Genomic DNA, 24273 nt, shown 5'->3' on the forward strand with positions numbered 1-24273 from the left:
CGCCGATCCAAACCCTCGATGAAACGGCTCATTCTAGCGCCTCCATCAATGAGGGAAGGCTACCACATCAACGCGTTTCCACACAGCCTCGGTGGTTAGCTGCCGTTCTTCGTCATATCGTCGGAAGGCCGCTTCAGGACCTTATCTACTAAGCGGCCCTGCGGAACGTCACTGGCGATCAGGCCAGTTTTCGCCATCAGCCAAAGCCTCCAAAGCAAGAAGACCATCCACGCAATCGCGAGGACGACCCCCGGAATACGCCACCAATCGCCAAAAAATAGGAGTGGCGAACAGCGGAATCGCGCCAGCGGCATACAGCAGCTTGCCCGCGTAGAGGCTTCCCGACTGAACTTCATCGACCCAAATTCGAAACCGCTGGTAGATCGTCACGTAGCCTCCTGCGAGACATCGTAGCAGGTCGCGGTATGTCGGAAAGTGGGCGTAAGCGGCCGCTAGACCGCGCACCCCATCTCTCACGCCCGGTCCCTGAGCAACATCGCTCGCATGATCCCCCGCGCCCGGTCGCGCGGCAGCCCCAGGGCACGCGCCATCGGGGCGCCGAGCAGCGCGTCGCCCAGCGCCGCCAGCACTAGGTGCAGCGTCTCGTCCTTGATCGGCACGTCGGGGCGGTCCTCGTCGCGGGACAGTTCCTCGACGAGGTCGTGGACCGCGGTCAGGATCGGATCGAGCGCGTCCTGGTTGCCGTTGAGGATCATCCACGTCGCCAGCGCCCCCGCGCCGTTGGCCCCGAACGCGTCGAAGACGACGTCGACCAGTTCCGCCGGATCCTTGCGCTCGCGCGAGCGGCGGGCGGCGTCGCGGATCGGGGCGACGACCAGCGCGGTCATCCGCGCGATCAGCGCGCGCTGCAACCCGTCCGCGGAGCCGAAATGGTGGAGGAGGTTGGCGTGCGTCCGCCCGATCTGCGCCGCGACCGCCTTCAGCGTCACCGCCTGCGGCCCTTCCTCCACCAGCAGCACGCGCGCCGCCTCCAGCGCCGCGTCGCGCGACGCCGCGGGGCTCAGCCGGCGACGGGGGGTTGCATTGGCGGCGAGGGGCAACTAACTGACACCAGTGTAAGTTAACGGATTGTGTCCGTCCTTAGTGGAGGTTTCCGTGGCGAAAGCAACCACCCCTGCCGACCTGACGATCACTCCGCGCGACCGGCGCTTCGGGCGCGGTGCCGCGATCCGGCGCTGGTGGCTGAACGACGATCCCTATGCGACCGCCTTCTACAACGCGTTGTCGGTGACGTTCCCGAAGGGCGAGGGGTTCTTTGTCGACAGCGTGCGCAAGTTCCGCGACGGCACGCCGCCGCGGCTGGCGCGCGAGATCAACGCCTTCGTGAAGCAGGAGGTGATCCACACCCGCGAGCATGTCGCGTTCAACCGCCATGTCACCGACCAGGGCTATGACACGACCTTGCTCGACCGCGACGTCGATGCCGCTCTGGCGCTGACCAGGGATCGCCCGCCGATCGGCAGCCTGGCGGCGACCAGCGCGCTGGAGCATTTCACCGCGATGCTGGCGCACGAGCTGATCGCCAATCCGAAGCATCTGGCCGGCGGCGACGAGCAGGCGCGCGCCTTGTGGCTGTGGCACGCCGCCGAGGAGATCGAGCACAAGGGCGTCGCGTACGACACCTGGCTGCACGCGACGCGCGACTGGCCGCGCTTCACGCGCTGGCGGGTGAAGGCGCTGGTGATGCTGATCACGACGTGGCGGTTCGTGACCGGTCGCGCGCGCGGGATGACCGAGCTGCTGCGGCAGGACGGGCTGACGGGGCCGAGGGTGTGGGCGCGGATGGCGTGGTATGCGTTCGGCAATCCCGGCATGGCGCGCAAGGTGGCGGGCGTGTGGGCGGCCTATTTCCTGCCCGGCTTCCACCCGTGGAAGCATGACGACCGTGCGCTGATCGGGCTGGCGGAGAGCGATTACGAGGCGGCGGTGATGCCGCGCGCGGCGGGCTAGACGAAAGCGCGGGCGGTGCGCGTCGGGATCATGCGGGGCGATCGCGAGTCGACGCATCGCCGCTCGTGGTCCTATCGTCGAGCCGCGCTTACCGGCAGGCGCGGTTTTCCGAACGGAAACGATCGATGATCTTGATGGCTGTCCTTTTCTCGTCGCCGCTTCAGGCATCGACGCCCTCTCCGCGCGCCGTCCCCGCGTCGGAGGCCTGCCGGTGTGACGACAAGATGTTGGCGCTGGGGTTCGAGGCGTTCGATCAGGACATGACGGGCGGTTGGCGTGAACTGGCGGACAAGCCGGGCTGCGGCGGCGCCGCGGCCGATCTGATCCGGGCGTACCGCATGAACTCGCAGGAGCGTATCCCGCTTCTATACTGGCACGAGGCGCAGCTGCGCGCCCTGAACGGCGACCACGCCGCCGCGATTCCGTTGATGGAGAAGTCGCGAAGGGCACCGGAGGACGATCGATTCGGCTGGAACCCCTATGCCGATGCCACGATCGCCTTCTTGGGCAACGATCGAAAGGCCCTGCTCGTCGCACGACGTCGGCTGGACGCGGTGAAGAGGCCCGCGGGTTTGCCCGCGGATCGGCCATGGCCGCCCAATCTGGCCGTCGTGGATGCGCTGATACGCTGCTTCGGCCGGTCGTACCGCATCGCCTACGGCGGTACGTGCGCGGCGGCTGCGCGCTAGCCGCCCGGTCGTTCGCTTCTCGCCGCCCGGCGGTCGTCGGTCGCACGACGGCCGGGCGGCGGCACGAGGTCAGGCCGCGATCGCCATCGCTTGCATGGGACGGGCATCGTCCGCGTCGAGGTCGAGCGCGAAGTCGACCGCCTCGACCATGCCCCCGCGGGCGAGCGCATGACGCTGCGACCGGCCGGTTTCGACAAAGCCGAGCTTGCGCAGGACGCGGCCCGACGCCGGGTTGTCGGCGTGATGATAGGCGGTCAGCCGCGTGATCGGCAGCGCGTGGCGCGCGATCGCGATCACCGCGCGCCCCGCCTCGGTCGCATAGCCGCGGCCCCACGCGTCCGGGGTCAGCCAATAGCCGAGTTCGTGGTCGCCGCCCTCGGCGCGGTGCAGGCCGATGCCGCCGATCAACCGGTAGCCGGCCGCGCGTTCGACGATCGCGAAGCGTGGCTCGGTCGCCCCGCGCGGGAGCGACAGGAACGCCTCGGCATCGTCCAGTGCGTAAGGCCAGGGCGCGCGGGCGAGGCGGCCGACCACCGCCTCGTGCGCGATCGCGCGGGTCAGCGCGGGCGCATCCTCCAGCCAGCCGGGCCGTAACGTCAAGCGGGGCGTCAACGCGAACATGCTCCATCTCCTTCGACGGGCCGTGGCACGGCGCCATGACGGGCGCGCGACACGGGGACGATCAGGGGAGGGAGCATGAAAAAAAGGGAGCCGGGGCGGACCCGTCTCCCTTGTCTGGCTGGGTTCCTGCTGGAACCCCGGGTCGCCCTGGTGGGCAACCCGTGTGGTCACCCGATGTTATTCGGCCGCGGCCGCAATCATGTCCACCGAGCAGAATTTACGGCCCAGCTTGCCGTCATGGAACACCACGCGGCCGTCGACGAGCGCGAACAGGGTATGATCCTTGCCGATGCCGACGTTGCGGCCCGGATAGAACTTCGTCCCGCGCTGACGCACGAGGATGTTGCCCGCGACCGCTTCCTGGCCGCCGAACTTCTTCACGCCAAGGCGACGGCCGGCCGAATCACGACCGTTACGCGACGAACCGCCTGCTTTCTTATGTGCCATTGTGTCTGTTCCTTTCGCGCGTTGGGGCTCAGCCGACCGAGACGATCTTCAGGATCGTGTGGTTCTGGCGATGGCCGTTGCGGCGACGATAGTTGTGACGGCGACGCTTCTTGAAAACGATCACCTTCTCGCCCTTCGCCTGGGCGATGATCTCGGCGGCGACGGTCAGGCCCGCGACGTCCTTGAGCTCCGCACCCTCGCCCGCGAGCAGCACGTCACCCAGCGTCACCGACGCGCCGGCCTCGCCCTCGATCTTCTCGACGACGATCTTGTCTCCGGCGGCGACGCGGTACTGCTTGCCGCCCGTGCGCACGACTGCGAACATGGCTACGTTCATTCCTTCAAGGGGAATTGCTTCCCAAATGTCATGGACCGCGACGGCCGTACCGCACGGTTGAAGCGTGGCGGTTAGGATAGCCCTTCGCACATGTCAACCGATTCCCCGGCGTTGCCGGCGGTTGACGGCCCGTCAGTGGCGATGAAGCCGCTTCAGCCCGTAGCGGCCGTCGTCGAGCCGGTCGAACAAGCCGGCGATCGCGGGATGCTCGACGGGTTCGTCGTTGTCGTCATGCTCCAGGTTCTGCTGGCTGACATAGGCGACGTAGCTCGATTCGAGGTTCTCGGCGAGCAGATGGTAGAAGGGCTGGTCCTTGCGCGGACGCAGCGTCTCCGGGATCGACTGATACCATTCCTCGCTGTTGGCGAAGACCGGGTCGACGTCGAAGATCACGCCGCGGAAGTCGAGCATGCGGTGGCGCACCACGTCGCCGATCGAGAAGCGCGCATGCGCGATCGGGGGCGGGGCGGGATCGTCGGGCAGTCGGTCGGTCGGCAGGTTCGGGCTCATGCGACCCATCTAGTGCGGAAATCGCACCGCACAACACGCGAAGGCGCTTGCGCGGGGGGCAGCGGCACGCTAGGGGCCGCGCCTCGACCAGCAACCCGGGCGCGCCGAACGGCCGCAGGGACCTCGCGGAGAGGTGGCAGAGTGGTCGAATGCACCGCACTCGAAATGCGGCGTGCCCTCACGGGTACCGTGGGTTCGAATCCCACCCTCTCCGCCATTTACCCTTTGCAGCCTGGCCCGAATGACACCAAGAGCCGCTGTGCGTGCTTCATCGGCGTCGAGGATGATCCCGATCCGTCCGACCCGGGCGCGGGATGAGCGGAGGCGTGAAGCGGGGTGTCGCTCTCGCGGATCAAGGATGATCGCCGCGCGTAAACGTTTTGTCCCTAAACCTCGTTGATTGACGGGATCGGCCGAATGCGCTCCGTTGGTAGCGCTACAGCTTTCCGGGGGAACGATGGCGAAGACGATGGATCGACGGTCGATGCTGACCGCCGCTGCGGCGGGAGGAGTCGCTATCTCGAGCGGCGGGGCGCTGGCGCGTCCGACGACGGCGACGGCGTCGCAACGCGAGATCTACGAGCTTCGTACCTATCGCCTGGTCAACGGACCGATGAGGGAGCGTCTCGACGCCTACCTGCGCGACGCGTTCATTCCCGCCGCCCGGCGCGCTGGTTGCGGGCCGGTGGGCGTCTTCACCGTCACGATCGGGCCCGGCAGTCCGAGCCTGCTCGTCCTCATCCCCCACGCCGGCGCCGCCGACTTCGTGGCGCTACCCGGCAAGCTGGCCGGTGACGCGACGTATGCGAAGGCCGCCGCGCCGTTCTCGAACACCGCGCCCGGCGAACCGCCCCATGCGTCGCTCGACATCAAGCTGATGCGCGCCTTTCCCCATTTCGCACGCCTGGAGGTGCCCGGCGGCAGCAGCCGCATCTTTGAGCTGCGGACCTATTTCAGCCATAGCGACAAGGCGGGAGCGACCAAGATCGACATGTTCGATACCGGCGGCGAGATCGAGATCTTCCGGCGCGCCGGGCTTGCCCCGGTCTTCTTCGCGCAGGACCTGACCGGCGAGCGTCTGCCGAGCCTCACGTACATGCTGACCTTCACGGACATGGCGGCGCGCGAGCGCGCCTGGCGCACCTTCGGCGCCGACCCGGCGTGGAAGCGCCTGATCACGACGCCCGGGCTTACCGACCCGGACATCACGACCGGCATCGACAATCGCATCCTCAGCCCGACGCCCTATTCGCAAATCTAGGCGCGACGGCACCGCCGATATCGTTCGTGGCGAGTTGCAGCGGTAGCGGCGCACGGTCGGGAGCGACCTGCGCGCGTTTTTTGAAGGGCGGGACGCCGCTCCGCCACGTACCCGTCGACGTTACCGTTGCCGAACCGGCGCGCGGACGCGGGCCGGGCGGCGGGCGAGGCACAGGTTGCCGACCGCGGCCAGCGTGAACAGCGAGCCGATGGCATATCCGGCGATGACGATCATACAGGGCGCTTCCGATCGTGTGGAGGACGCTCCCTTTTCTAAAGCGGAGCGGTTAACAACCCTTCCACCACCCGATCAGTCGTGGTCGCGATGGCCGCTCATTTCCGCGCCGGCGTCGGGCGCGAAGCGGCGGTTCCACACGACCGCGGCGGCGGAGATGGTCGCCACGACCACGAACGCGACCGAGAAGGTCGTCAGGGTCGGGCGGCCGTCGCGCTGCACCAATGTCCCGAGTTCGAGCACGGTGGCGGCGGTGCAGATGCCGAGCGACAACGTCAGTTGCTGGAAGGTCGCGTAGAAGCTGGTCGCGGCGCTCATCCGGTCCTTGTCGACATCGGCATAGGCGATGGCATTGTAGCCGGTGAACTGGAACGAGGTGAAGAAACCCGACAGCGCCAGCACGCCGAACATGACCGCGACCGGCCAGTCGGGCCGGAAGAAGGCGCAGGTCGCGTAACCCGCGCTGCTCGCCAGACCGGACACGATCAGGCTGCGGCGAAATCCCCAGCGGCGCAGCACGCGCGGGGCAAGCGCCTTCATCGCCAGCGCGCCGATCGCGCCCGCCATCGTGATCGTGCCCGTGCGCGCCGCCGAGAGGCCGAAGCCGATCTGGAACATCAGCGGGAGCAGGAACGGCTGCGCACCCTGCGTGATGCGCGTCAGCGAGCCGCCGAACACCGACAGCCGGAAGGTCGGCACGCGCATCAGCGTGAGATCGAGGATCGGGTCGGTCGTGCGGCGAGCGTGGCGCACGTAGCCGATCGCCAGCAACGCCCCGACCGCCAGCAGCGCGAGCGCGGCCAGGCCGGTGCCGGGGCGGCTTGCCAGTTCGAACCCGAACAGCAGGCAACCGAGCGCGACGCCCGACAGCAGGAAGCCGATGAGGTCGAAGCGCGCGCGCGGGTCGCCGCGCACGTCGGGCACGAGCAGGAACGCGCCGACCACGCCGAGGATGCCGACGGGGATGTTGAGGTAGAAGATCCAGCGCCAGTCGAGCCAGGTCACGATGAACCCGCCGAGCGGCGGCCCCAGGATCGGCCCGGCAAGCGCGGGCATGACGAGCCACGACAACGCCTGCACCATGTCCTCCTTGGCCACGCTGCGCAGCAGGACGAGCCGGCCGACCGGCACCATCATCGCGCCGCCGATCCCCTGCACGAAGCGTGCGCCGACCAGCATCGGCAGCGACGCGGACTGTGCGCAGGCGAGCGAGCCGAGCAGGAACACGCCGATCGCGGCGCAGAACAGGTTGCGCGAGCCGAACCGGTCGGCGAGCGTCCCGCTGGCCGGGATGAAGAGGGCGAGCGCGAGCAGGTAGCTGGTCAGCGCGACGCTGAGGCTGGTCGCCGACGTGCCGAGGTCGCGCGCCATCGTCGGCAGCGCGACGGTGAGCACGGTGCCGTCGAGTTGCTGCATGAACAATGCGGAGGCGACGACGAGCGCGATCACGCGGTAGCCGCGCGCCGGCGGGGCGCGTTCGGCGGCGGTGGCCTCACGCGGGGTAGCGATCGCTTCGACACCGGGGGCGAGCCCGTCGCCGACATCCGCGCTCATCGAGGCCAGGTTACGCCGTCGCCACCGCATCGTCGGTTATCGCTCCCGCCGAACGATGCGGCGATGGCCGGCGGATCGTGGAGAGCGGATGGAGGCAGGTCGAGGGGTGGTCATGTGCCGGCATGAACGCGGGAGCGGGAGGATCGGGCGCAGGCGGCTCGCAGCGCCGCATGAGGCTTTCGTCGGGGGGACTATCCGGCGCCGAACGGACTGTTATGATTTATGTCTGCCGGCCGGCTCCGGCGAAACGGAGGAAAGATGTCGATCGTCGTCAATGGGGTGCCGTCGGCACCTCCGGCGGATGCGCGGGTGTCGTTGCTGGACCACCTGCGCGAGACGCTGCACCTTACCGGCACCAAGAAGGGCTGCAACCAGGGCGCGTGCGGGGCTTGCACGGTGCTGGTGGACGGCGAGCGCATCCTGTCGTGCCTGGCGCTGGCCGTCCAATACGACGGGCGCGCGGTGACCACGATCGAGGGGCTGGCCGACGGCGACGCGCTGCACCCGTTGCAGGCGGCGTTCATCGAGCATGACGGCTTCCAGTGCGGTTATTGCACCCCGGGGCAGATCTGCTCGGCGATCGGGATGGCGGCGGAGGCGAAGCGCGGGGTGCCGAGCCATGTCACCGCCGATCTGTCGGGCGCCGTCGCGCTGACGCGCGAGGAGGTGCAGGAGCGGATGAGCGGCAACCTGTGCCGGTGCGGCGCGCACAACGGGATCATCGAGGCGATCCGGCGCACGGTCGCGGCGGAGGTGGCGGCATGACGCCGTTCAGCTATGCACGCGCCGGCGATGTCGCCGAGGCGGTGCGGACCGGCGGGGGGGCGGGCGTCGCGTATCTGGGCGGCGGGACCAACCTGGTCGACCTGCTGCGCGAGACGGTGGCGAGCGCGGGGCAGCTGGTCGATGTGTCGGGGCTGTCGACCGGGATCGAGGAGACCGCGGACGGCGGGCTGCGGATCGGCGCCGGTGTGCGCAACACCGCGCTGGCCGAGCATCCGGCGGTGCGCGCGCGCTACCCGATGCTGGCGCGCGCGATCCTGGCGGGAGCGTCGGCGCAGATCCGCAACATGGCGACCGTCGGCGGCAACATGCTCCAGCGGACGCGCTGCACCTATTTCTACGACACGGCCGGGTCGCGCTGCAACAAGCGGCAGCCGGGGAGCGGGTGTGACGCCCGCGGCGGGTTCACGCGCATCCATGCGGTGCTGGGCGCGAGCGAGGCGTGCGTGGCGACGCATCCGTCCGACATGTGCGTCGCGCTCGCCGCGCTGGACGCGACCGTGCATGTCGAGGGGGCGGAGGGCGCGCGGACGCTGCCGTTCGCCGGGCTGCACCGGCTGCCGGGCGACCGGCCCGATCTCGACACGGTGCTGGCGCCGGGCGAACTGATCACCGAGATTGAATTGCCGCCGCTGCCGTTCGCGGCGCGGTCGACCTATCGCAAGGTGCGCGACCGGGCGAGCTACGCCTTCGCGCTGATCTCGGTCGCCGCCGCGCTGGAGATGGAGGGCGATCGCATCGCCGACGTGCGCGTCGCGTTCGGCGGGGTCGCGCACAAGCCGTGGCGGGCATCGCGGATCGAGGATGCGTTGCGCGGGGCGACGCTGACCGACGAAGCGATCCGCGAGGCGGCGGCGCGCGAATTCGTGGATGCGCAGCCGCTGCGCGACAATGCGTTCAAGCCGGCGTTGGCGACGCGCACCCTGGTGGCGGTGCTGGGCGAACTGGCCAAAGGCGAAACAGCTGGGGGAGAGGCGGCATGAGCATCGTCGACAGCGCCAAGCAGGCGGCGCAAGGGCTGATGATGGGGGCGATGCAGAAGCTGGTACCGCTGGCGCCCGACAGCTGGATTCCCGGCGGCAAGCCCGATCCGCTGATCGCGCGCAAGCACGGGTTGATCGGGACGCCGGTGTCGCGGCTGGACGGCGCGCTGAAGGTCAAGGGCGCGGCGCGGTTCGCGGCCGAGTTCCGGTTCGACGGGCTGACCTATGCCGCGCTCGTCTATGCCACGGTGCCGCGCGGGCGAATCGCGGAGATCGACGCTGGCGCGGCGGAGGCGGCGGCGGGCGTGGTGCTGGTGATGACGCACCGCAACGCGCCGCGGATGAAGACACCGCCGCCGTTCGGCAGCGGCGCCAATGCGGTCGGCCCGGCGGACCTGCCGATCATGCAGGACGACCGCATCCACTGGAACGGGCAGCCGGTCGCGTGCGTGCTGGCCGAGACGCAGGAGCAGGCGGACCATGCCGCCGCGTTGTTGCAGGTCCGCTATGCCGAGGAGCCATCGACAACGACGGTCGCGGGCGCGGTGGCGAACGGGACCGAGCAGGGCATGTTCTTCGGCCAGCCGCTGCGCACCGACATCGGCGATGCCGAGGCGGCGCTGGCGGCGGCGCCGGTGAAGGTCGACGAGGTCTACCGCACGCCGCGGCACAACCACAATCCGATCGAGCCGCACGCCGCGACGCTGGCATGGGTCGACGGCGCGCTGGTGATCCACGACGCCAGCCAGATGGTGTCGCAGCAGGCCGAGACGATCGGCGCGGCGTTCGGGCTGCCGGCCGAGAAGGTGCGGCTGACCTCGCCCTATGTCGGCGGCGGGTTCGGCAGCAAGGGGTTGTGGGACCATCAGGTGATCGCGGCGGCGGCGGCCAAGCTGTCGGGGCGCCCGGTGCGGATCGCGCTGTCGCGCGAGGGCGTGTACCGGACGGTCGGCGGGCGGACGCTGACCGAGCAGCGCGTCGCGATCGGCGCGCAGGCGGACGGGACGTTCGACGCGATCGTCCACACCGGCCTGTCCGTCATGACCCCGCACAACAACATGCCCGAGCCGTTCATCCTCGGCACGCGCTGCACCTATGCCGCGCGCAGCTTCGCGCTGAAGGTCGAGGTGGCGCGGATGAACATGCTGGCCAACACCTTCATGCGCGCGCCGGGCGAGGCGGTCGGCACCTTCGCGCTGGAGGTGGCGGTGGATGAGCTGGCCGAGCGGCTGGGGATCGATCCGGTCGAGCTGCGCATCATCAACGAGCCGGAAAAGGATCCGACGACCGGCGTGCCCTTCTCCTCGCGGCATATCGTCACCGCGTGGCGGCAGGGGGCGGAGAAGTTCGGCTGGGCCGTGCGCGACCCGCGACCGGCGATGCGGCGCGAGGGCGAATGGTGGGTGGGCACCGGCTGTGCGACCGGCACCTATCCCTATTACCGGATGCCGGGCGCGGAGGCGCGCCTGACGTTGACGCGCGACGGCGACGAGGTGCACGCACACGTGGCGGTCGCGGCGGCCGAGATGGGGATGGGCACCAGCACCACCACCGCGATGGTCGCGGCCGAGCGGCTGGGGCTGCCGATCGAAAGCGTCACGGTCGACTACGGCGATTCGGCGATCCCCGGCGCGATCATGGCTGGCGGGTCGCAACAGACCGCGGCGATCGGCGCGGCGGTGATCGCGGCGCACAATGCGCTGGTCGCCGACCTGCTGAAGCTGGCGGGGAACGATTCGCCGCTTGCCGGGCTGTCGGCCGCCGAGGTGGGCAGCGTCGACGGCGGGCTGGCGAGCCGCAGCGATCCGGCGCGGCGCGAAAGCTATGCCTCGATCCTGGCGCGGGCGCAGCGGCCGCAGGTGTCGGTGACCAAGGCGGGGTCGATGCCGCTCGAGCTGATGCACTGGTCGATGCACTCGCACAGCGCGATCTTCTGCGAGGTGCGGGTCAATGCGGTGACCGGCGAGCTGCGCGTCAACCGTATCCTGGGATCGTTCGACTGCGGCCGAATCCTGAACCCGCGCACCGCGATCAGCCAGTTCCGCGGCGGGATCATCATGGGGCTGGGCATGGCGTTGATGGAGGAGACGCAGTTCGACGAGCGCAACGGGCGGGTGATGAACCCCAGCCTGGCGGAATATCACATCCCCGTGCACCTGGACGTGCCCGAGATCGACGTGATCTGGACCGACATCCCCGATCCGCACACCCCGATGGGCGCGCACGGGATCGGCGAGATCGGCATCACGGGTGTCGCCGCGGCGGTCGCCAATGCGGTGTGGCATGCGACCGGAAAACGGGTGCGCGACCTGCCGATCACGCTGGACAAGCTGCTTTAGACCAGGTGGAGGCCGGCGCGGCCGATCGGGAACCCGCCGGCGCGCCACCGTGCGAGCAGCGCGGCCGCGTCGCGGCGGCCGGCGTCCCAGCGCGCGCGGACCGAGCGGGGCGAGAAGTCCATCGCCTTGCCGGCGACCTCCGCGTCCTGATCGGCATAGGCGAGGTGCGCGAGCGTGACCGAGCGGTCGGCGAGGGCCGGGTCGTGCGCATAGCGTGCCTGCCACGCCGCGATGCTGCGGCGGGACTGGATCGCGAAGGTGAGGTCCTGCATGCGCTCGACCATCGCGCTGAGCGTATCGCGGCGCGGGGCGGCGAGCGGGAGGAGGTCGACCGCGATGCACAGGCGGGGCGCGTCGCCCGGCGCGGACAGCACCGGATCGAGCGGCAGGTTGGCGGAGAGGCCGCCGTCGACGTAGCGCGTGGCGTCGATCGTGACCGGCGGGAAGCCGGGCGGCAGCGAGCCGCTGGCGCGGACGTGGTCGGGGGTGACCCATCGCTCGGCCGTGTCGAAGATCGCGTCGGCACCGGTGTCGAGTTCGACCGCGGTGGCGGTGTAGCGGATCGGGCCACCGTTGAGCCGATCGACGTCGATCAGCGCGGCCAGCGTGCGGGCGAGCGGCGCGGTATCGTAGAGGGCGGGCTTGCCGTCCAGCAGCGTGGTGCCGACCCCGTGGAACATGCCGCTGCGCCCGCCGAGCATCGTTCCCAGCACCTCGCCGCTGCGCCGCCAGTCGTCGGGGATCGCGCTCCAGTCGCGGGTGTCTTCGGGAGCCGGACGCCAGAAGTCGGTGAGCCGCGCGGTACGTTGGGCGGGGGCGTTGCCGGCGATGATCGCGCCGCTGATCGCGCCGACCGATGCGCCGACGATCCAGTCGGGGCTGACGCCCGCGTCCTCCAGCGCCTGATGGACGCCGGCGTGATAGGCGCCGAGCGCATTGCCGCCGCCCAGGATCAGCGCGACGCGGCAGTCGGGATGGTCGGTCATCGGAAAGGCTCACGGTTGCAGGAGGTTGTGCCTCCTACGCGCGGGCAGGGACTACGGCTCCAGCGCGAGCAGCGCAAAGGTGGCGAGCCAGTGTTCGCCCATGTAATCGTCGCCGAGATGCGGCAGGCTGGCGGCGAGATGGTCGCGTGCGGCCTGCTCGGCGCGCCCGGCGACCGGGTGGTCGGGGCCGAGCGTGGCGGCGATCGTGCGCCAGCACCAGGCGCGGCTGAGGTTCAGGCCGTCGAGATGCGCGATCTTGCCGTCGCTGCGGTCGGAGACGATCGCGGGGGTGAAGAGCGTCGCGGGTTCGCCGGCCGCGATGCGCGGCAAGAAGGCGTCGAACCAGCGGCGGAAGGCTGCGGTATCGAGGACGCGCGTCATCAGCAGCGCGACGGTAAGCGCGGGCGAGAGGAATTCGTCGCCGCCCGGCTCCCACGCCTGGCAGTCGCGGTCGCCGGCGTGCCAGCGCTGCGCGGTGGCGGCGATCAGCGCTTGCAGATCGGGGTCGTGGCGGGCGGCCCAGTCGTGCGCCAACGTCAGCGCGAAGCCGGTGTTGAAGTGCGTGCCGACGCGCATCGGATAGGTCAGGCGCGGCAGGAAGGCGTGGAAGCGCGCAGCGATCAGGCGGGCGAGCGGCTCGATCGTCGCGGCCCAGGGCGCGGGGTGGCGGGCGGCCTCGTCATGGAGCGCGAGCAGCCACGCCCAGCCGTACGGGCGTTCGAACCCGGCGCTGGCCGGGCGCCCGACATAGGCGATCTCGCCGGCGATCTTGTCGGGCGTGAAGGTGGCGTCGGCGCGGGCGCGGATGTCGGCGGCGGCGGCAAGATCGGGGTGGCGGCGGAGCAGCCGCAGCAGCTGCCACCAGCCATGGACGCAGCTGTGCCAGTCGAAGCTGCCGTAGAAGGCGGGGTGGAGTTGCGACGGGGTTTGCGCGTCCTCCGGCGCGGTCAGGACGTGGAGTAGGACGTTCGGATATTCGCGCCCGACATGGCCGAGCGTCAGGGCGGCGAAGCGGTCGGCGGTGGCGCGGTCGAGCTGGGTGGTCATGCGATCATCGCGTAGAGCAGCAGGATGTTGAAGGCGAGCAGCGCGAGTGCCGTCGGCACCTGTGCGCGGATCACGCCGTAGCGGTCCTTCAGGTCGAGCAGCGCGGCGGGGAGCAGGTTGAAGTTGGCGGCCATCGGGGTCATCAGCGTGCCGCAGAAGCCGGCGAGCATGCCGACGGCGGCGACGATCGCGGGGTCGCCGCCGGATTGCCGGATGAGCAAGGGCACGCCGATGGCGGCGGCCATCACCGGGAAGGCGGCGAACGCGTTGCCCATCACGATCGTGAAGAGCGCCATGCCGAGCGCATAGGCGAGCACCGCGCCGAGGATGCTGCCCGCCGGGATCACCGCGCCGATCAGCGCGCCGACGACCTCGCCGACGCCCGCCAGCGCGAAGACCGCGCCGAGGCTGGCGAGCATCTGCGGCATGATCGCGACCCAGCCGATGTCGTCGATGAGGCCGCGCCCGGCGGCGAACGGCTCGGCGGCGCGGGCGCGGAGCAGGAGGCCGCACAGGACGAGCGCGACCAGCGTGCCGAGCGTGAGCGCGACGAGCGTCGCCTGCCTAGGGTCCACGAGGGCGGGGAATTGCTTGAACGCCAGCGTGCCGAGCAGCGCGGTGGCGGGGATGACGAGCGCGGGGATGAAGACGCGTGCGCCGTGACGGTCGTCGGCGGGCGGGGCGGGGGTGCTGCGCCTCATGCGGCCGGAGGCGGCGAGCGCGACGAGGGTGAGCACCAGGACGCCGTTGGCAATGTCGCCGAGCCGGTCGCCGATCAGAAAGGACAATGCGATCAATGCGTGAAAGGCGGCGTTGGCCCAGCGGCGGTCGCGTGCGGACAGCAGCGCGAACGAGGCGAAGACGAGGCCGGCGACGCCGTAGACGAGGTTCAGGCCGATCATCGCCGCTTCAGCCGGCGGTCGAGCAGCAGCAGGCGGGTGCCGTGGATCAGGAAGGCGGCGACCGCGGTGGGGATCGCCCAGACCGAGAGCTGGAACGGTTCGAGGACGATGCCATAGCCCTCCAGCACGCCCTTCATCAGCAGGATCGAGCCGATCGCGATAAAGATGTCCTCGCCGAAGAACAGCCCGATATTGTCGGTGGCGGCGGCCATCGCCTTGACCTGTTCGGCCCAATCGGCGGCGCCTTGCCGCTCGGCGGCGGCCTCCGCCATCGGGGCGACCAGCGGGCGGACCGTCTGTGCGGGACCGGCGACAGAGGTGAGGCCGAGCGCGGCGGTGACCTGGCGGAAGAGGAGGTAGCCGGCCAGCAGCCGGCCGGCGGTCGCGCCGCGCAAGCCGGCGACGAGCGCACGGGCGCGCGACTGGAGGCCGCGCCGTTCGAGCAGGCCGATGACGGGCAGGACCATGTAGATGGCGGTGACGTAGCGGGTGTCGTTGAAGGCGCGGCCGAAGGTGGCGAGCACGGTGAGCGGATCGAGCCCGGCGGCGAGGCCGGTGACGAGCGCGGCGGCGACGATCACCAGCAATGGATTGAAGCGCAGCAGGAAACCCGCGGCGATGACGGCGATGCCGGCGAGGACGAGCATGTCAGCGCGGGCTCCGACGGGGCAAATATTGGCGAAGGTGGCGCGGAACGGGAGCAGGGTGTGCGCGCCTTTTGATAGTCTCGCCTTCACCGCCAATATCTTGGGAGGCGTTTTGTAGAGGTCGCGACAGCTTGGAGGTCGTGCTGTCCCGCTCCGTTCGCCGGGGTGGTTGATGCGGGCGGGGTGGTTGATCGATCATCGCGCCGCCTCTCCATACCCGCCACCGCCGGGCGTTTCGATGACGAGGACGTCGCCGGCCGCCATGTCGACCGCGGCGGTGGAGGCGAGTGGTTCGGTCGTGCCGCCGGCGCGCTCCACGCGGTTTGCGCCGGGTCGGCCGTCCGCGCCGCCGGACAGGCCGAAGGGCGCGACGAGGCGGCGGTTGCTGAGGATCGCGGCGCGCAGCGGCCGGAGGAACCGCAGGCGGCGGATCGTGCCGTGGCCGCCGCGGTGCGCGCCCGCGCCGCCCGAGCCGCGGCGGATCGCGAAGCGCTCGACCAGCACCGGGTAGCGGGTTTCCAGCACCTCGGGATCGGTCAGGCGGCTGTTGGTCATGTGGGTCTGGATCGCGTCGGCGCCGTCATGGTCGGGGCCGGCGCCCGCGCCGCCGGCGATCGTCTCGTAATATTGGTAGGTCGCGTCGCCGAAGGTGAGGTTGTTCATCGTGCCCTGGCTGGCGGCCATCGCGCCGAGCGCGCCCAGCAACGCGTCGGTGACGACCTGGCTGACCTCGACATTGCCCGCCACCACCGCCGCGGGGGCGCGAGGGTTGAGCATCGAGCCTTGCGGGACGATCAGCGTGACCGGTCGGAGGAAGCCGTCGTTGAGCGGGAGCGCGTCGTCGACGAGCAGGCGCAGGACGTAGAGCACCGCGGCGCGGGTGACCGCCAGGGGCGCGTTGAAATTGCCCGGATGTTGCTCGCTGGTGCCGGTGAAGTCGATCGTGAGGTTGCCGTCGTCGGCGACGACGCGCACCTCCACGGCGCTGCCGTTGTCGAGCGGGTAGCGGAAACGGCCATCGGGGAGCGTGGCGATCAGGCGGCGCGCCATCGCCTCGGCATGTGCCTGGACGTGCGCCATGTATCCGGTGACGACCGCGGCGCCGTGACGGGCCACGAGCCCGCGCAGGCCATCGGCGCCACGCGCGCAGGCGGCGACCTGTGCGGCCAGGTCGGCGATGTTCTGGTCGATGTTGCGCGCCGGGTAGCGGCCGCCGGCCAGCAGGTTGCGGATCGGCGATTCGAGCAGCGCGCCATCGTCGACGATCAGCACGTCGTCGAAGACCACGCCTTCCTCCGCCAGCGTGCGGCTGTCGGGGGGCATCGAGCCGGGGGTGGTGCCGCCGACGTCGGCATGATGGCCGCGCGCGGCGACGAAATACGCAGGCGCGTCCCCGCCGGCGAAGACCGGCATGACGACGGTGATGTCGGGGAGGTGGGTGCCGCCGCGATAGGGGTCGTTGAGCGCATAGGCCTGCCCCTGGCGCATCGTCCCGGCGCGATTGGCGATCACGGTGCGGATGCTTTCGCCCATCGAGCCGAGGTGAACCGGGATGTGCGGGGCGTTGGCGACGAGCCCGCCGTGCGCATCGAACAGCGCGCAGGAGAAGTCGAGGCGCTCGCGGATGTTGACCGAGGCGGCGCTGCGCTGGAGTGCGGCGCCCATCTCCTTGGCGATGCCCATGAAGAGCCCGGCAAAGATCTCCAGCCGCACCGGATCGGCGGCGGCGTCGGCGGCTCGCTCGATACGGGCGGCGGTGCGTTCGAGTAGCAGGGTGGCGTCCGGCAGGACGCGCGCCGACCAGCCGGGTTCGACCACCACGGTTGAGACGGGGTCGATCAGGAGCGCGGGGCCGGGCAGGTGTGCGTCGCGGGCGAGCTGCGCGCGGTCGTAGACCGGCAGGTCATGGAGTGCGCCGGCAAGGTACATGCGCGCGGTGTCGATCGGCGCGCCGGTCGTCGCGGGAAGCGTCGGCGGGGGAAGCGAGGCGGTGTCGCCGCCGGTCGCCTCCACGCGAAGTTGCTCGACCACCAGCGCGTCGTCGCTGGTGAAGCCGAAACGCTGCCGGTGTGCGTCCGCGAAGGCGGCGCGCATCGCGCGCGGCGTGCTCCAAGCGACCGGGATCGTCTGGTCGGTGCGCGCGTAGCGGAGGTGGGCGTGGGTGTCGGTGCGGATCGTCTCCGTCGCGACGCCCTGCGCGGCGAGCGTGGCGGCGGCGGTCCGTTCGGCCTGCGCGCGGGCGTCGTCCAGTGCGGGGTCGTCGAGCGGACAGGCCACGGTGGCGTCGTGGACGGTGCTGCGCGCGGCGAGGCCGATGCCGACCGCGGAGAGGACGCCGGCGAGCGGGTGGATCAGCACCTGCTCCATGCCGAGCGCGTCGGCGACGAGGCAGGCGTGCTGCCCGCCCGCGCCGCCGAAGCAGGCGAGCGCGTAGGCGGCCGGATCCTCGCCGCGCGCGACGGACACGGCGCGGATCGCGCGCGCCATGTTGGCGACGGCGATCGCGACGAGGCCCTCGGCGGCGGCCTGCGGGGCGAGGCGGTCGCCGGTCGTCGCCTCGACCTCGTCGAGGAGGCGTGCGAGTGCGGCGTGCGCGGCGTCGGCGTCGGGGGGCTGGTCGCGGTTGGGGCCGAACAGCGTGGGAAAGTGCGCGGGCTGGATCTTGCCGAGGATCAGGTTGCAGTCGGTGACGGTCAGCGGACCGCCGCGACGGTAGCAGGCCGGGCCCGGGTCGGCGCCCGCCGAGGCGGGGCCGACCAGCAACCGGCCGCCGTCGAAATGGCAGATCGAGCCGCCGCCGGCCGCGACGGTGTCGATCCGCATCATCGGCACCGCGACGCGCACGCCCGCGAGCATCGCGTCGGTGCGGCGATCGTATCGCCCGGCGTAGAGTGAGACGTCGGTCGAGGTACCGCCCATGTCGAAGCCGATGACGCGGTCGAACCCGGCGGCTTCGGCGGTGCGTGCCATGCCGACGATCCCGCCGGCCGGACCGGAGAGCAGCGCGTCCTTGCCGTGGAAGCGCGACCCCGCGACCAGCCCGCCGCTGGATTGCATGAAGAGCAGATCGGGGCCGAGCGATGCTTCAAGCCCGGCGACGTAGCGGCGCAGGACGGGCGAGAGGTACGCGTCGGCGAGCGTGGTGTCGCCGCGCGTGACGAGGCGGATGACGGGCGCGGCCTGGTGGCTGACCGAAACCTGGGTGAAGCCGGCGGCGCGGGCCAAACCGGCGAGCCGCTCCTCGTGGGCGGTGTGCTTCCAGCCGTGCATCAGGACGATCGCGACGGCGCGCAGACCCCCGGCATAGGCGCGGGCGAAGGCGGCGGCGGCAGCGTCCGCGTCCAGCGGGGTGAGGATGGTGCCGTCCTCGGCGACGCGTTCGTCGATCTCCACCACCTGCGCGAACAGCGGAGCGGGGCGGCGGATGGCGCGCGCGAAGATGTCGGGCCGGTCCTGATAGCCGATCGACAGCGCGTCGCCGAAGCCGCGCGTGATCGCGAGGAGGACGGGTTCGCCGGCGCGTTCCAGCAGTGCGTTGGTGGCGATGGTGGTGCCGATGCGGATGTCGCAGGGCGGCAGCGCACCGTCGCCGACACCGGTCAGCGCGCGGATCGCGGCCTCGGCGGCGTCATGGCGGCGGTCGGGATCCTCGGACAACAGCTTGGCGGTGACGAGCGTGCCGTCGGGGCGGCGCGCGACCACGTCGGTGAAGGTGCCGCCGCGGTCGATCCAGAACTGCCATCGGGTCATGGCCGGCTGTGTGTCATCATCTGCGGCGGATCGCCAGCGGTGTCGTCAGTGTGTCGTTTCGTGGCGGGCGCCGCACCCACCAGCGTCATCGCCGCGGAGGCGGGGATCCGGAACCTCTGACGACGGGGGCCGATCGCTGGACCTGCGCGTCCGGATTCCCGACTTCGCGGGAATGACGGTTGAGCGTCGGGCCGTGCACCCAAATCCCGTGCGGCGGCGTTGGGGGGCGATGGATCAGGAAGACGAACGCTGGATGCGCGAGGCGATCAAGATCGCGCGATCGAAGGGGAGCGATCCCTCCACCTCGCCCTTGGGGGCGGTGATCGTGCGCGGCGGGCGGGTGATCGCGGCCGAGCGCAACCAGACCCACGAGCTGCCCGACGCGACCGCCCATGCCGAGATGATGGCGATCCGGCGCGGGTGCGAGAGCGAGGGCGCGCTGGAGCTGCGCGATGCGACGCTCTATTCGACGCTGCAACCGTGCGGGATGTGCACCATGGCGTCGATCTGGTCGAAGGTCGGGCGCGTCGTCTACGGCGCGGGACGCGACGACGTGCACGCGATGTATTTCGAGGCGCGGCATGTCGACACGCTGACCTTCATCGCCGATGCGTATCGCGACGACATCGTGATCGAGGGCGGGTGCCTGCGCGCGGAGTGCGCCGAGCTCTATTACCCGCCCGACGCCGATCTGCCGGAGGACGAGCAGGCCAACCTCTGACGAAAGCGGGCGTGCGGCGCCCGGGCGCTGGTGCGCGCGCACGCGATCGGGCAGGGGCGCCGCATGACGATCGCCACCGCCGCGACCTGGGGCATCTGCGCCGCCGCCACCGCAGGAGTGATCGCGCGACCGTTCCGCTGGCCCGAGGCGATCTGGGCGGTGGCCGGCGCGGCGATGCTGCTGGTATGCGGGCTCGTCACGCCGCGCGAGGCGCTGTTCGCGGTCGGAAAGGGGGCGGACGTCTACCTGTTCCTGATCGGCATGATGCTGCTCAGCGAGACGGCGCGCGAGCAGGGGCTGTTCGACTGGGTGGCGGCGACGGCGGTCGGCCATGCGCGGGGATCGCCCCGGCGGCTGTTCCTGCTGGTCAATGCCACGGGCGTGGTGACGACGACGTTTCTGTCCAACGATGCGACCGCGGTGGTGCTGACCCCGGCGGTGTATGCCGCGGCGCGCACGGCGCGGGCGGAGCCGCTGCCGCTGCTGTTCGCCTGCGCGTTGATCGCCAATGCGGCGAGCTTCGTCCTGCCGATCTCGAATCCGGCCAATCTGGTGCTGTACGGGGGGCGGATGCCGCCGCTGGGTGAATGGTTCGCGTCGTTCGCGGTGCCGTCGGTGGCGGCGATCGTGGTGACGTTCGTGGCGTTGCGCTGCGTCGAGCGCGCGCGGCTGACGGGGGTGTGCGAGAGCACGGTGGCGCGGGTGCCGCTGACCCCGGCGGGGAAGGCGGCGCTGGCGGGGATCGCCGCGACGGCGGTGCTGCTGCTGGCGGTGTCGGCATTCGACCGGCCGCTGGGATTGCCGACGTGCATCGCGGGCGCAGCGACGATGGGGGCAGTCGCGGCGCTCGTGCGGCGCTCGCCGGCAGCGACGGTGCGGGCGGTGTCGTGGAGCGTGCTGCCGCTGGTCGCGGGGCTGTTCGTGCTGGTCGAGGCGCTCGATCGCACCGGCGTGATCGCGCGGGTCGCGGTGGGCCTGCGCGACCTTGCCGCGGAGCCGGTGCGCGGGGCGGCCTGGTCGGGCACGGTGCTGGCGTTCGCGTCGAACCTGATGAACAACCTGCCCGCCGGCCTGATCGCGAGCACCGCGGTGGCGCAGGCGCAGCCGCCGCGGGTGATCGTCGACGCGCTGCTGATCGGGGTCGACCTGGGGCCGAACCTGTCGATCACGGGGAGCCTGGCGACCATCCTTTGGCTGCAGGCGATCCGGCGCGAGGGAGAGGACGTCGGTTTCTGGCGGTTTCTGAAGGTCGGGGCGGCGACGATGATCCCGGCGCTGGTGGCGGCGCTGGGAGCGCGGTTGCTGATCGGGTGAGCGCGCCGGGGGCCGGGCCGGAAAGGGAAAAGTCGGTCGCTTCACCCCGTTCATGCCGAGCCTGTCGAAGCGCGTGCGTTTGGCACACGTCCTTCGGCACGCTCAGGCCGAACGGGGGAAAAAGGCAGCCGCGCCGACGTTACGCCTGGCGGCGTGCGTTGCCGAGCTTGGCGACGCCGATGCTGTCCATCATCAGTTCGTATTGCGCGGGCGAGAAGCCGGCCTTGAGGAAGCGCTTCAGCTCCTCCGTGGGAATCGTGTAGCCATAGTGCCAGCCGAAGACCGCGATACGGCGCAGCGCCTCCAGCCGTTCGTCGGCGAGCATGCGGTTGTGCGGCGGCTTGAAGAGGATCGCGAGTGCGGTGGCGATGCGACCCGGGCGGTTCAGCGACGACAGCCGGTCCTGACGGGCGAGCGCCACGACGGACCATTCCAGCGCGGAGAGGCGCGCGGGCGCCTCCGGCACCGGATCGGCGCAGGGAGCTGGGGCGGCAAGCGGGGCGCCGGAAAGCGGGGTGGTGACGACCGCGCGGTCGTCGTCGAGCATCAGATAGGCCATGGGCGATCTCCCCAAGAGAATGTGGGCAGGACAGGGCGGGCGCCACCGTTCCCGGCGTCAGCGACGACGGGGGAAGCGCGAGCGGGAACGGTACGCGGGAAAAACGGTCGGTCGGGGCGCGGCGATCAGGTCGCGCCGGGGCGGGCGTGGGAACGAGGATCCATCAGCGGCTCCTGCGATGCTGAGGTGCCGGGGTGGCTCCCCATTCCGTACCGCCTGGTATATAAACCGTCCGACGGACCGTCAACGACTTTCTGTACCGGTCGGTAATTTATTTTTTACAGCCGCGCATCAGGCGGTCGGCCACATCGACAGGCTGAGATCGACGATGCGGTCGAGATCGGCGCGCGTGGCGCCGGAGGTAGCGAGCACCGCCATCCCCTGAAGCAGTGCATAGAGGTAATGCGCCAGCCCCTGCGGATCGACGTGCACGGGCAGGTCGCCCTCGGTCTTGGCCTGTTCGAAGCGCGCGACCAGCGCGGCGTTCGACGAGGCGCGGCGTTCCATGATGTGCGCCTTGATCGAGTCGGCGGCGGCGCTGCACGCGGTGGCGCTGATGACGCCCATGCAGCCTTTCGGGTCGCAGCTGCTGGTCTGCGCCGCGACCGCACCGCGCATGAAATGCTCGGCGACGCCGCGCGCGGTCGGCTGTTTCAACGCCTCGCGCGTGTAGGCGAGCTTTTCCGCCTCGTAGCGGTCGAGCGCCTGGTGGAAGAGCTGTTCCTTGTTGCCGAAGGCGGCGTACAGGCTGGGCTTGGTGATGCCCATCGCGGCGGTGAGGTCCGCTATCGAGGCGCCGTCATAGCCCTTGGCCCAGAACACGCCGAGCGCGGCGCCGAGCGCGGCCTCGGGGCAGAATTCGCGCGGACGCCCGCGGGTGGGGGCGGGGGCGTCGGCAAGCACGGTCGATTCCATAACGGCCGGTATATAATGCGGCGGCAGCCCGGCGTCGAGGGGCGGCTTGACCGGTTCGCGATGCGCGCCGATACCGCGGCCGACGACGTCGATGTGGGAGAGACCGGGCGTGCCCCGGCGCCGAAGGAGCAACCGCCCCGGAAACTCTCAGGCAAAAGGACCACATCGGCCAAGGACATCTGGAGAGAGGCGGCGGGGAGATCCGGCGCCCGCCGACGGGATAGCGATCTCAGGCGCAAGGGACAGATGGGGCATGCACTCCGACCCGCGAGGATACATGCAGCCCGATTTTCCGACCCCAGCGCTGGACCGATGCGCGTCGCGGCCGATCAGCATCGCCGAACTGTTCACGATCGGGATCGGGCCGTCGAGCTCGCACACGGTCGGGCCGATGCGCGCGGCGTTCGACTTCGCCCAGCGCGCGGTGGCGCAGGAGCAGGCGGTGACGGGGGTGCGGTGCGACCTGTACGGATCGCTGGCGCTGACCGGGCGCGGTCATGCCACCGACACCGCGGCGATCCTGGGATTGGCGGGGTGGGAGCCGGAACGCGTCGATCCGGATGCCGCGCCCGGGTTGCTGGCCGACATCCGCGAGCGATCGAAGCTGATGCTGGCCGGGGAGCGGACGATCCCCTTCGCGGAGGCGATCGACATCGTCTTCCACCCGCGCGACTTCTTGCCGGAGCATCCCAACGGCATCGGCTTCACCGCGCGGCTGGCGGACGGGACCGGCTATGCCGAGACGTATTTCTCGATCGGCGGCGGCGCGATCCTGCGCAAGGGTGCGCCGGTGCTGGCGGAGAATATCGCGGTCCGGCACCCGTTCTCGTCAAGCGCCGAGCTGCTGGCGCTGGGGGACACGACCGGGCTGTCGATCGCCGAGATCGTGCGCGTGAACGAGGAAGCGTGGCGCTCGCCCGCCGAGGCCGACGCGTTCCTGGACGCGGTGCGCGACGCGATGAGCGACTGCATCGACCGCGGGATCGCACACGACGGCGTGCTGCCGGGCGGGCTGAAGGTGCGGCGGCGCGCGCGGGCGCTGGAGCAGGCGCTGACCGGGAACACGCCGGGCCGCAACCCGGCCGAGGTGTTCGAATGGGTCAGCCTGTGGGCACTGGCGGTGAACGAGGAGAATGCGGCCGGCGGGCGGGTGGTGACCGCGCCGACCAACGGCGCGGCCGGCGTGCTGCCGGCGGTGCTGCGCTTCTACGAGACGCTGGTGGCGCCGACCAAGCCGCCGACGGTGCGGCAGGAGGGCGCGCGGCGGTTCCTCTACACCGCGGCGGCGATCGGGATGCTCTATAAGAAGCGCGCGTCGATATCCGCCGCGGAAATGGGGTGCCAGGGCGAGGTGGGCGTCGCCTGTTCGATGGCGGCGGGCGCGCTGGCGGCGGTGCTGGGGGGCAGCAACCGGCAGGTGGAGAACGCCGCCGAGATCGGGATGGAGCACAATCTGGGGCTAACCTGCGACCCGATCGGCGGACTGGTGCAGATCCCGTGCATCGAGCGCAACACGATGGGCGCGGTGAAGGCGATCAACGCCGCCTATCTGGCGCTGCGCGGCGACGGCAGCCATGTCGTCAGCCTGGACGCGGTGATCGAGACGATGCGCCAGACCGGCGAGGACATGCGGACGCAGTACAAGGAAACCAGCCTGGGCGGGCTGGCGGTGAACGTCGTCGAGTGTTGAAGCGGCGCCGGGC

At 70.7% G+C, this 24273-nt stretch carries 23 protein-coding genes, 1 tRNA gene and 1 riboswitch; of the genes, 10 read left to right on the top strand and 14 right to left on the bottom strand.

The features are described 5' to 3' along the window. Nucleotides 1-168: 168 nt before the first annotated feature. Nucleotides 169-390 (bottom strand): hypothetical protein, encoded by a 222-nt coding sequence (locus J2Y58_RS00005; protein ID WP_310096790.1) that lies wholly within the window; start codon nt 388-390, stop codon nt 169-171. Nucleotides 391-473: 83 nt separating this feature from the next. Continuing rightward, nucleotides 474-1061: a helix-turn-helix domain-containing protein gene (locus J2Y58_RS00010; RefSeq protein ID WP_310096792.1), complete on the bottom strand. Its 588-nt coding sequence runs from the start codon at nt 1059-1061 to the stop codon at nt 474-476. A 55-nt stretch (nt 1062-1116) separates the two neighbouring features. On the opposite strand from J2Y58_RS00010, the gene J2Y58_RS00015 reads away from it, so the two are divergent. Next, a complete protein-coding gene (locus tag J2Y58_RS00015; protein ID WP_310096795.1) occupies nt 1117-1971 on the top strand; it encodes a metal-dependent hydrolase in 855 nt (284 codons plus the stop codon). Between the two features lie 227 nt (nt 1972-2198). Beyond that, on the top strand, nt 2199-2660 hold the full coding sequence (locus tag J2Y58_RS00020; protein ID WP_405053051.1) for a hypothetical protein: 462 nt from the start codon (nt 2199-2201) through the stop codon (nt 2658-2660). 69 nt (nt 2661-2729) lie between these two features. Here the strand turns inward: J2Y58_RS00020 and J2Y58_RS00025 are convergent, their stop codons facing one another. The 4 genes from J2Y58_RS00025 to hspQ all read right to left on the bottom strand — a co-directional run bounded on the left by J2Y58_RS00025 (nt 2730) and on the right by hspQ (nt 4575). Then, nucleotides 2730-3281 (bottom strand): GNAT family N-acetyltransferase, encoded by a 552-nt coding sequence (locus J2Y58_RS00025; RefSeq protein WP_310096798.1) that lies wholly within the window; start codon nt 3279-3281, stop codon nt 2730-2732. Nucleotides 3282-3458: 177 nt separating this feature from the next. Beyond that, nucleotides 3459-3728 (bottom strand): 50S ribosomal protein L27, encoded by a 270-nt coding sequence (gene rpmA / locus J2Y58_RS00030; protein ID WP_310096801.1) that lies wholly within the window; start codon nt 3726-3728, stop codon nt 3459-3461. A 28-nt stretch (nt 3729-3756) separates the two neighbouring features. Next, on the bottom strand, nt 3757-4053 hold the full coding sequence (gene rplU / locus J2Y58_RS00035; RefSeq protein WP_022687449.1) for a 50S ribosomal protein L21: 297 nt from the start codon (nt 4051-4053) through the stop codon (nt 3757-3759). A 144-nt stretch (nt 4054-4197) separates the two neighbouring features. Further along, nucleotides 4198-4575: a heat shock protein HspQ gene (gene hspQ / locus J2Y58_RS00040; RefSeq protein WP_310096808.1), complete on the bottom strand. Its 378-nt coding sequence runs from the start codon at nt 4573-4575 to the stop codon at nt 4198-4200. Between the two features lie 127 nt (nt 4576-4702). Between hspQ and J2Y58_RS00045 the strand changes: the two genes are divergently transcribed. Then, nucleotides 4703-4792 (top strand) — tRNA-Ser (locus J2Y58_RS00045). 240 nt (nt 4793-5032) lie between these two features. Further along, entirely contained in the window at nt 5033-5836 is an 804-nt protein-coding gene (locus tag J2Y58_RS00050; protein WP_310096810.1) for an NIPSNAP family protein, read from the top strand. 309 nt (nt 5837-6145) lie between these two features. On the opposite strand, the gene J2Y58_RS00055 is transcribed toward J2Y58_RS00050, so the two are convergent. Then, nucleotides 6146-7624, bottom strand: a complete 1479-nt coding sequence (locus J2Y58_RS00055; protein ID WP_310096813.1) for an MFS transporter — start codon at nt 7622-7624, stop codon at nt 6146-6148. A 258-nt stretch (nt 7625-7882) separates the two neighbouring features. Here J2Y58_RS00055 and J2Y58_RS00060 point away from each other — a divergent pair, with 258 nt between their 5' ends. The 3 genes from J2Y58_RS00060 to J2Y58_RS00070 are packed head-to-tail and all read left to right on the top strand — an operon-like array spanning nt 7883 to nt 11729. After that, nucleotides 7883-8389, top strand: a complete 507-nt coding sequence (locus J2Y58_RS00060; protein WP_310096815.1) for a 2Fe-2S iron-sulfur cluster-binding protein — start codon at nt 7883-7885, stop codon at nt 8387-8389. Continuing rightward, on the top strand, nt 8386-9390 hold the full coding sequence (locus J2Y58_RS00065; RefSeq protein ID WP_310096818.1) for a xanthine dehydrogenase family protein subunit M: 1005 nt from the start codon (nt 8386-8388) through the stop codon (nt 9388-9390). Before J2Y58_RS00060 ends, J2Y58_RS00065 begins: the two co-directional genes overlap by 4 nt. After that, complete coding sequence (locus J2Y58_RS00070; protein ID WP_310096821.1) at nt 9387-11729, top strand: xanthine dehydrogenase family protein molybdopterin-binding subunit; 2343 nt, start codon at nt 9387-9389, stop codon at nt 11727-11729. The genes J2Y58_RS00065 and J2Y58_RS00070 overlap by 4 nt, the downstream gene beginning before the upstream one ends. Here the strand turns inward: J2Y58_RS00070 and J2Y58_RS00075 are convergent. The 5 genes from J2Y58_RS00075 to J2Y58_RS00095 form a co-directional block, all read right to left on the bottom strand. Then, entirely contained in the window at nt 11726-12715 is a 990-nt protein-coding gene (locus J2Y58_RS00075) for a patatin-like phospholipase family protein (protein WP_310096824.1), read from the bottom strand. The two genes, J2Y58_RS00070 and J2Y58_RS00075, sit on opposite strands and share 4 nt — an antisense overlap. A 51-nt stretch (nt 12716-12766) precedes the next feature. Then, nucleotides 12767-13762 carry a DUF2891 domain-containing protein gene (locus J2Y58_RS00080; protein ID WP_310096829.1) on the bottom strand — a complete coding sequence of 332 codons (996 nt, stop codon included), beginning with the start codon at nt 13760-13762 and terminating at the stop codon, nt 12767-12769. Then, nucleotides 13759-14664, bottom strand: coding sequence for a DUF979 domain-containing protein (locus J2Y58_RS00085; RefSeq protein WP_310096832.1), 906 nt, complete (start codon nt 14662-14664; stop codon nt 13759-13761). The genes J2Y58_RS00080 and J2Y58_RS00085 overlap by 4 nt, the downstream gene beginning before the upstream one ends. Further along, nucleotides 14661-15311, bottom strand: coding sequence for a DUF969 domain-containing protein (locus tag J2Y58_RS00090; RefSeq protein ID WP_310096835.1), 651 nt, complete (start codon nt 15309-15311; stop codon nt 14661-14663). Before J2Y58_RS00090 ends, J2Y58_RS00085 begins: the two co-directional genes overlap by 4 nt. A 195-nt stretch (nt 15312-15506) precedes the next feature. Then, nucleotides 15507-19061: a hydantoinase B/oxoprolinase family protein gene (locus tag J2Y58_RS00095; protein ID WP_310096838.1), complete on the bottom strand. Its 3555-nt coding sequence runs from the start codon at nt 19059-19061 to the stop codon at nt 15507-15509. 229 nt (nt 19062-19290) lie between these two features. On the opposite strand from J2Y58_RS00095, the gene J2Y58_RS00100 reads away from it, so the two are divergent. Together J2Y58_RS00100 and J2Y58_RS00105 are read left to right on the top strand one after the other, a co-directional pair. Further along, nucleotides 19291-19782, top strand: coding sequence for a nucleoside deaminase (locus J2Y58_RS00100; RefSeq protein WP_310098299.1), 492 nt, complete (start codon nt 19291-19293; stop codon nt 19780-19782). A 63-nt stretch (nt 19783-19845) separates the two neighbouring features. Beyond that, nucleotides 19846-21096, top strand: coding sequence for an arsenic transporter (locus J2Y58_RS00105; RefSeq protein WP_310096840.1), 1251 nt, complete (start codon nt 19846-19848; stop codon nt 21094-21096). A 139-nt stretch (nt 21097-21235) separates the two neighbouring features. On the opposite strand, the gene J2Y58_RS00110 is transcribed toward J2Y58_RS00105, so the two are convergent. Both J2Y58_RS00110 and J2Y58_RS00115 read right to left on the bottom strand, forming a co-directional pair. After that, nucleotides 21236-21655, bottom strand: a complete 420-nt coding sequence (locus J2Y58_RS00110; protein ID WP_310096842.1) for a hypothetical protein — start codon at nt 21653-21655, stop codon at nt 21236-21238. Nucleotides 21656-21946: 291 nt separating this feature from the next. Further along, nucleotides 21947-22570: a TetR/AcrR family transcriptional regulator gene (locus tag J2Y58_RS00115; protein ID WP_310096845.1), complete on the bottom strand. Its 624-nt coding sequence runs from the start codon at nt 22568-22570 to the stop codon at nt 21947-21949. Between the two features lie 84 nt (nt 22571-22654). After that, a riboswitch (glycine riboswitch) is annotated at nt 22655-22743 on the top strand. 104 nt (nt 22744-22847) lie between these two features. Here J2Y58_RS00115 and J2Y58_RS00120 point away from each other — a divergent pair. Continuing rightward, nucleotides 22848-24260: an L-serine ammonia-lyase gene (locus J2Y58_RS00120; protein WP_310096847.1), complete on the top strand. Its 1413-nt coding sequence runs from the start codon at nt 22848-22850 to the stop codon at nt 24258-24260. Nucleotides 24261-24273 lie beyond the last annotated feature (13 nt).

Source organism: Sphingomonas sp. BE138, from assembly GCF_031456125.1.
GTDB lineage: Bacteria > Pseudomonadota > Alphaproteobacteria > Sphingomonadales > Sphingomonadaceae > Sphingomonas.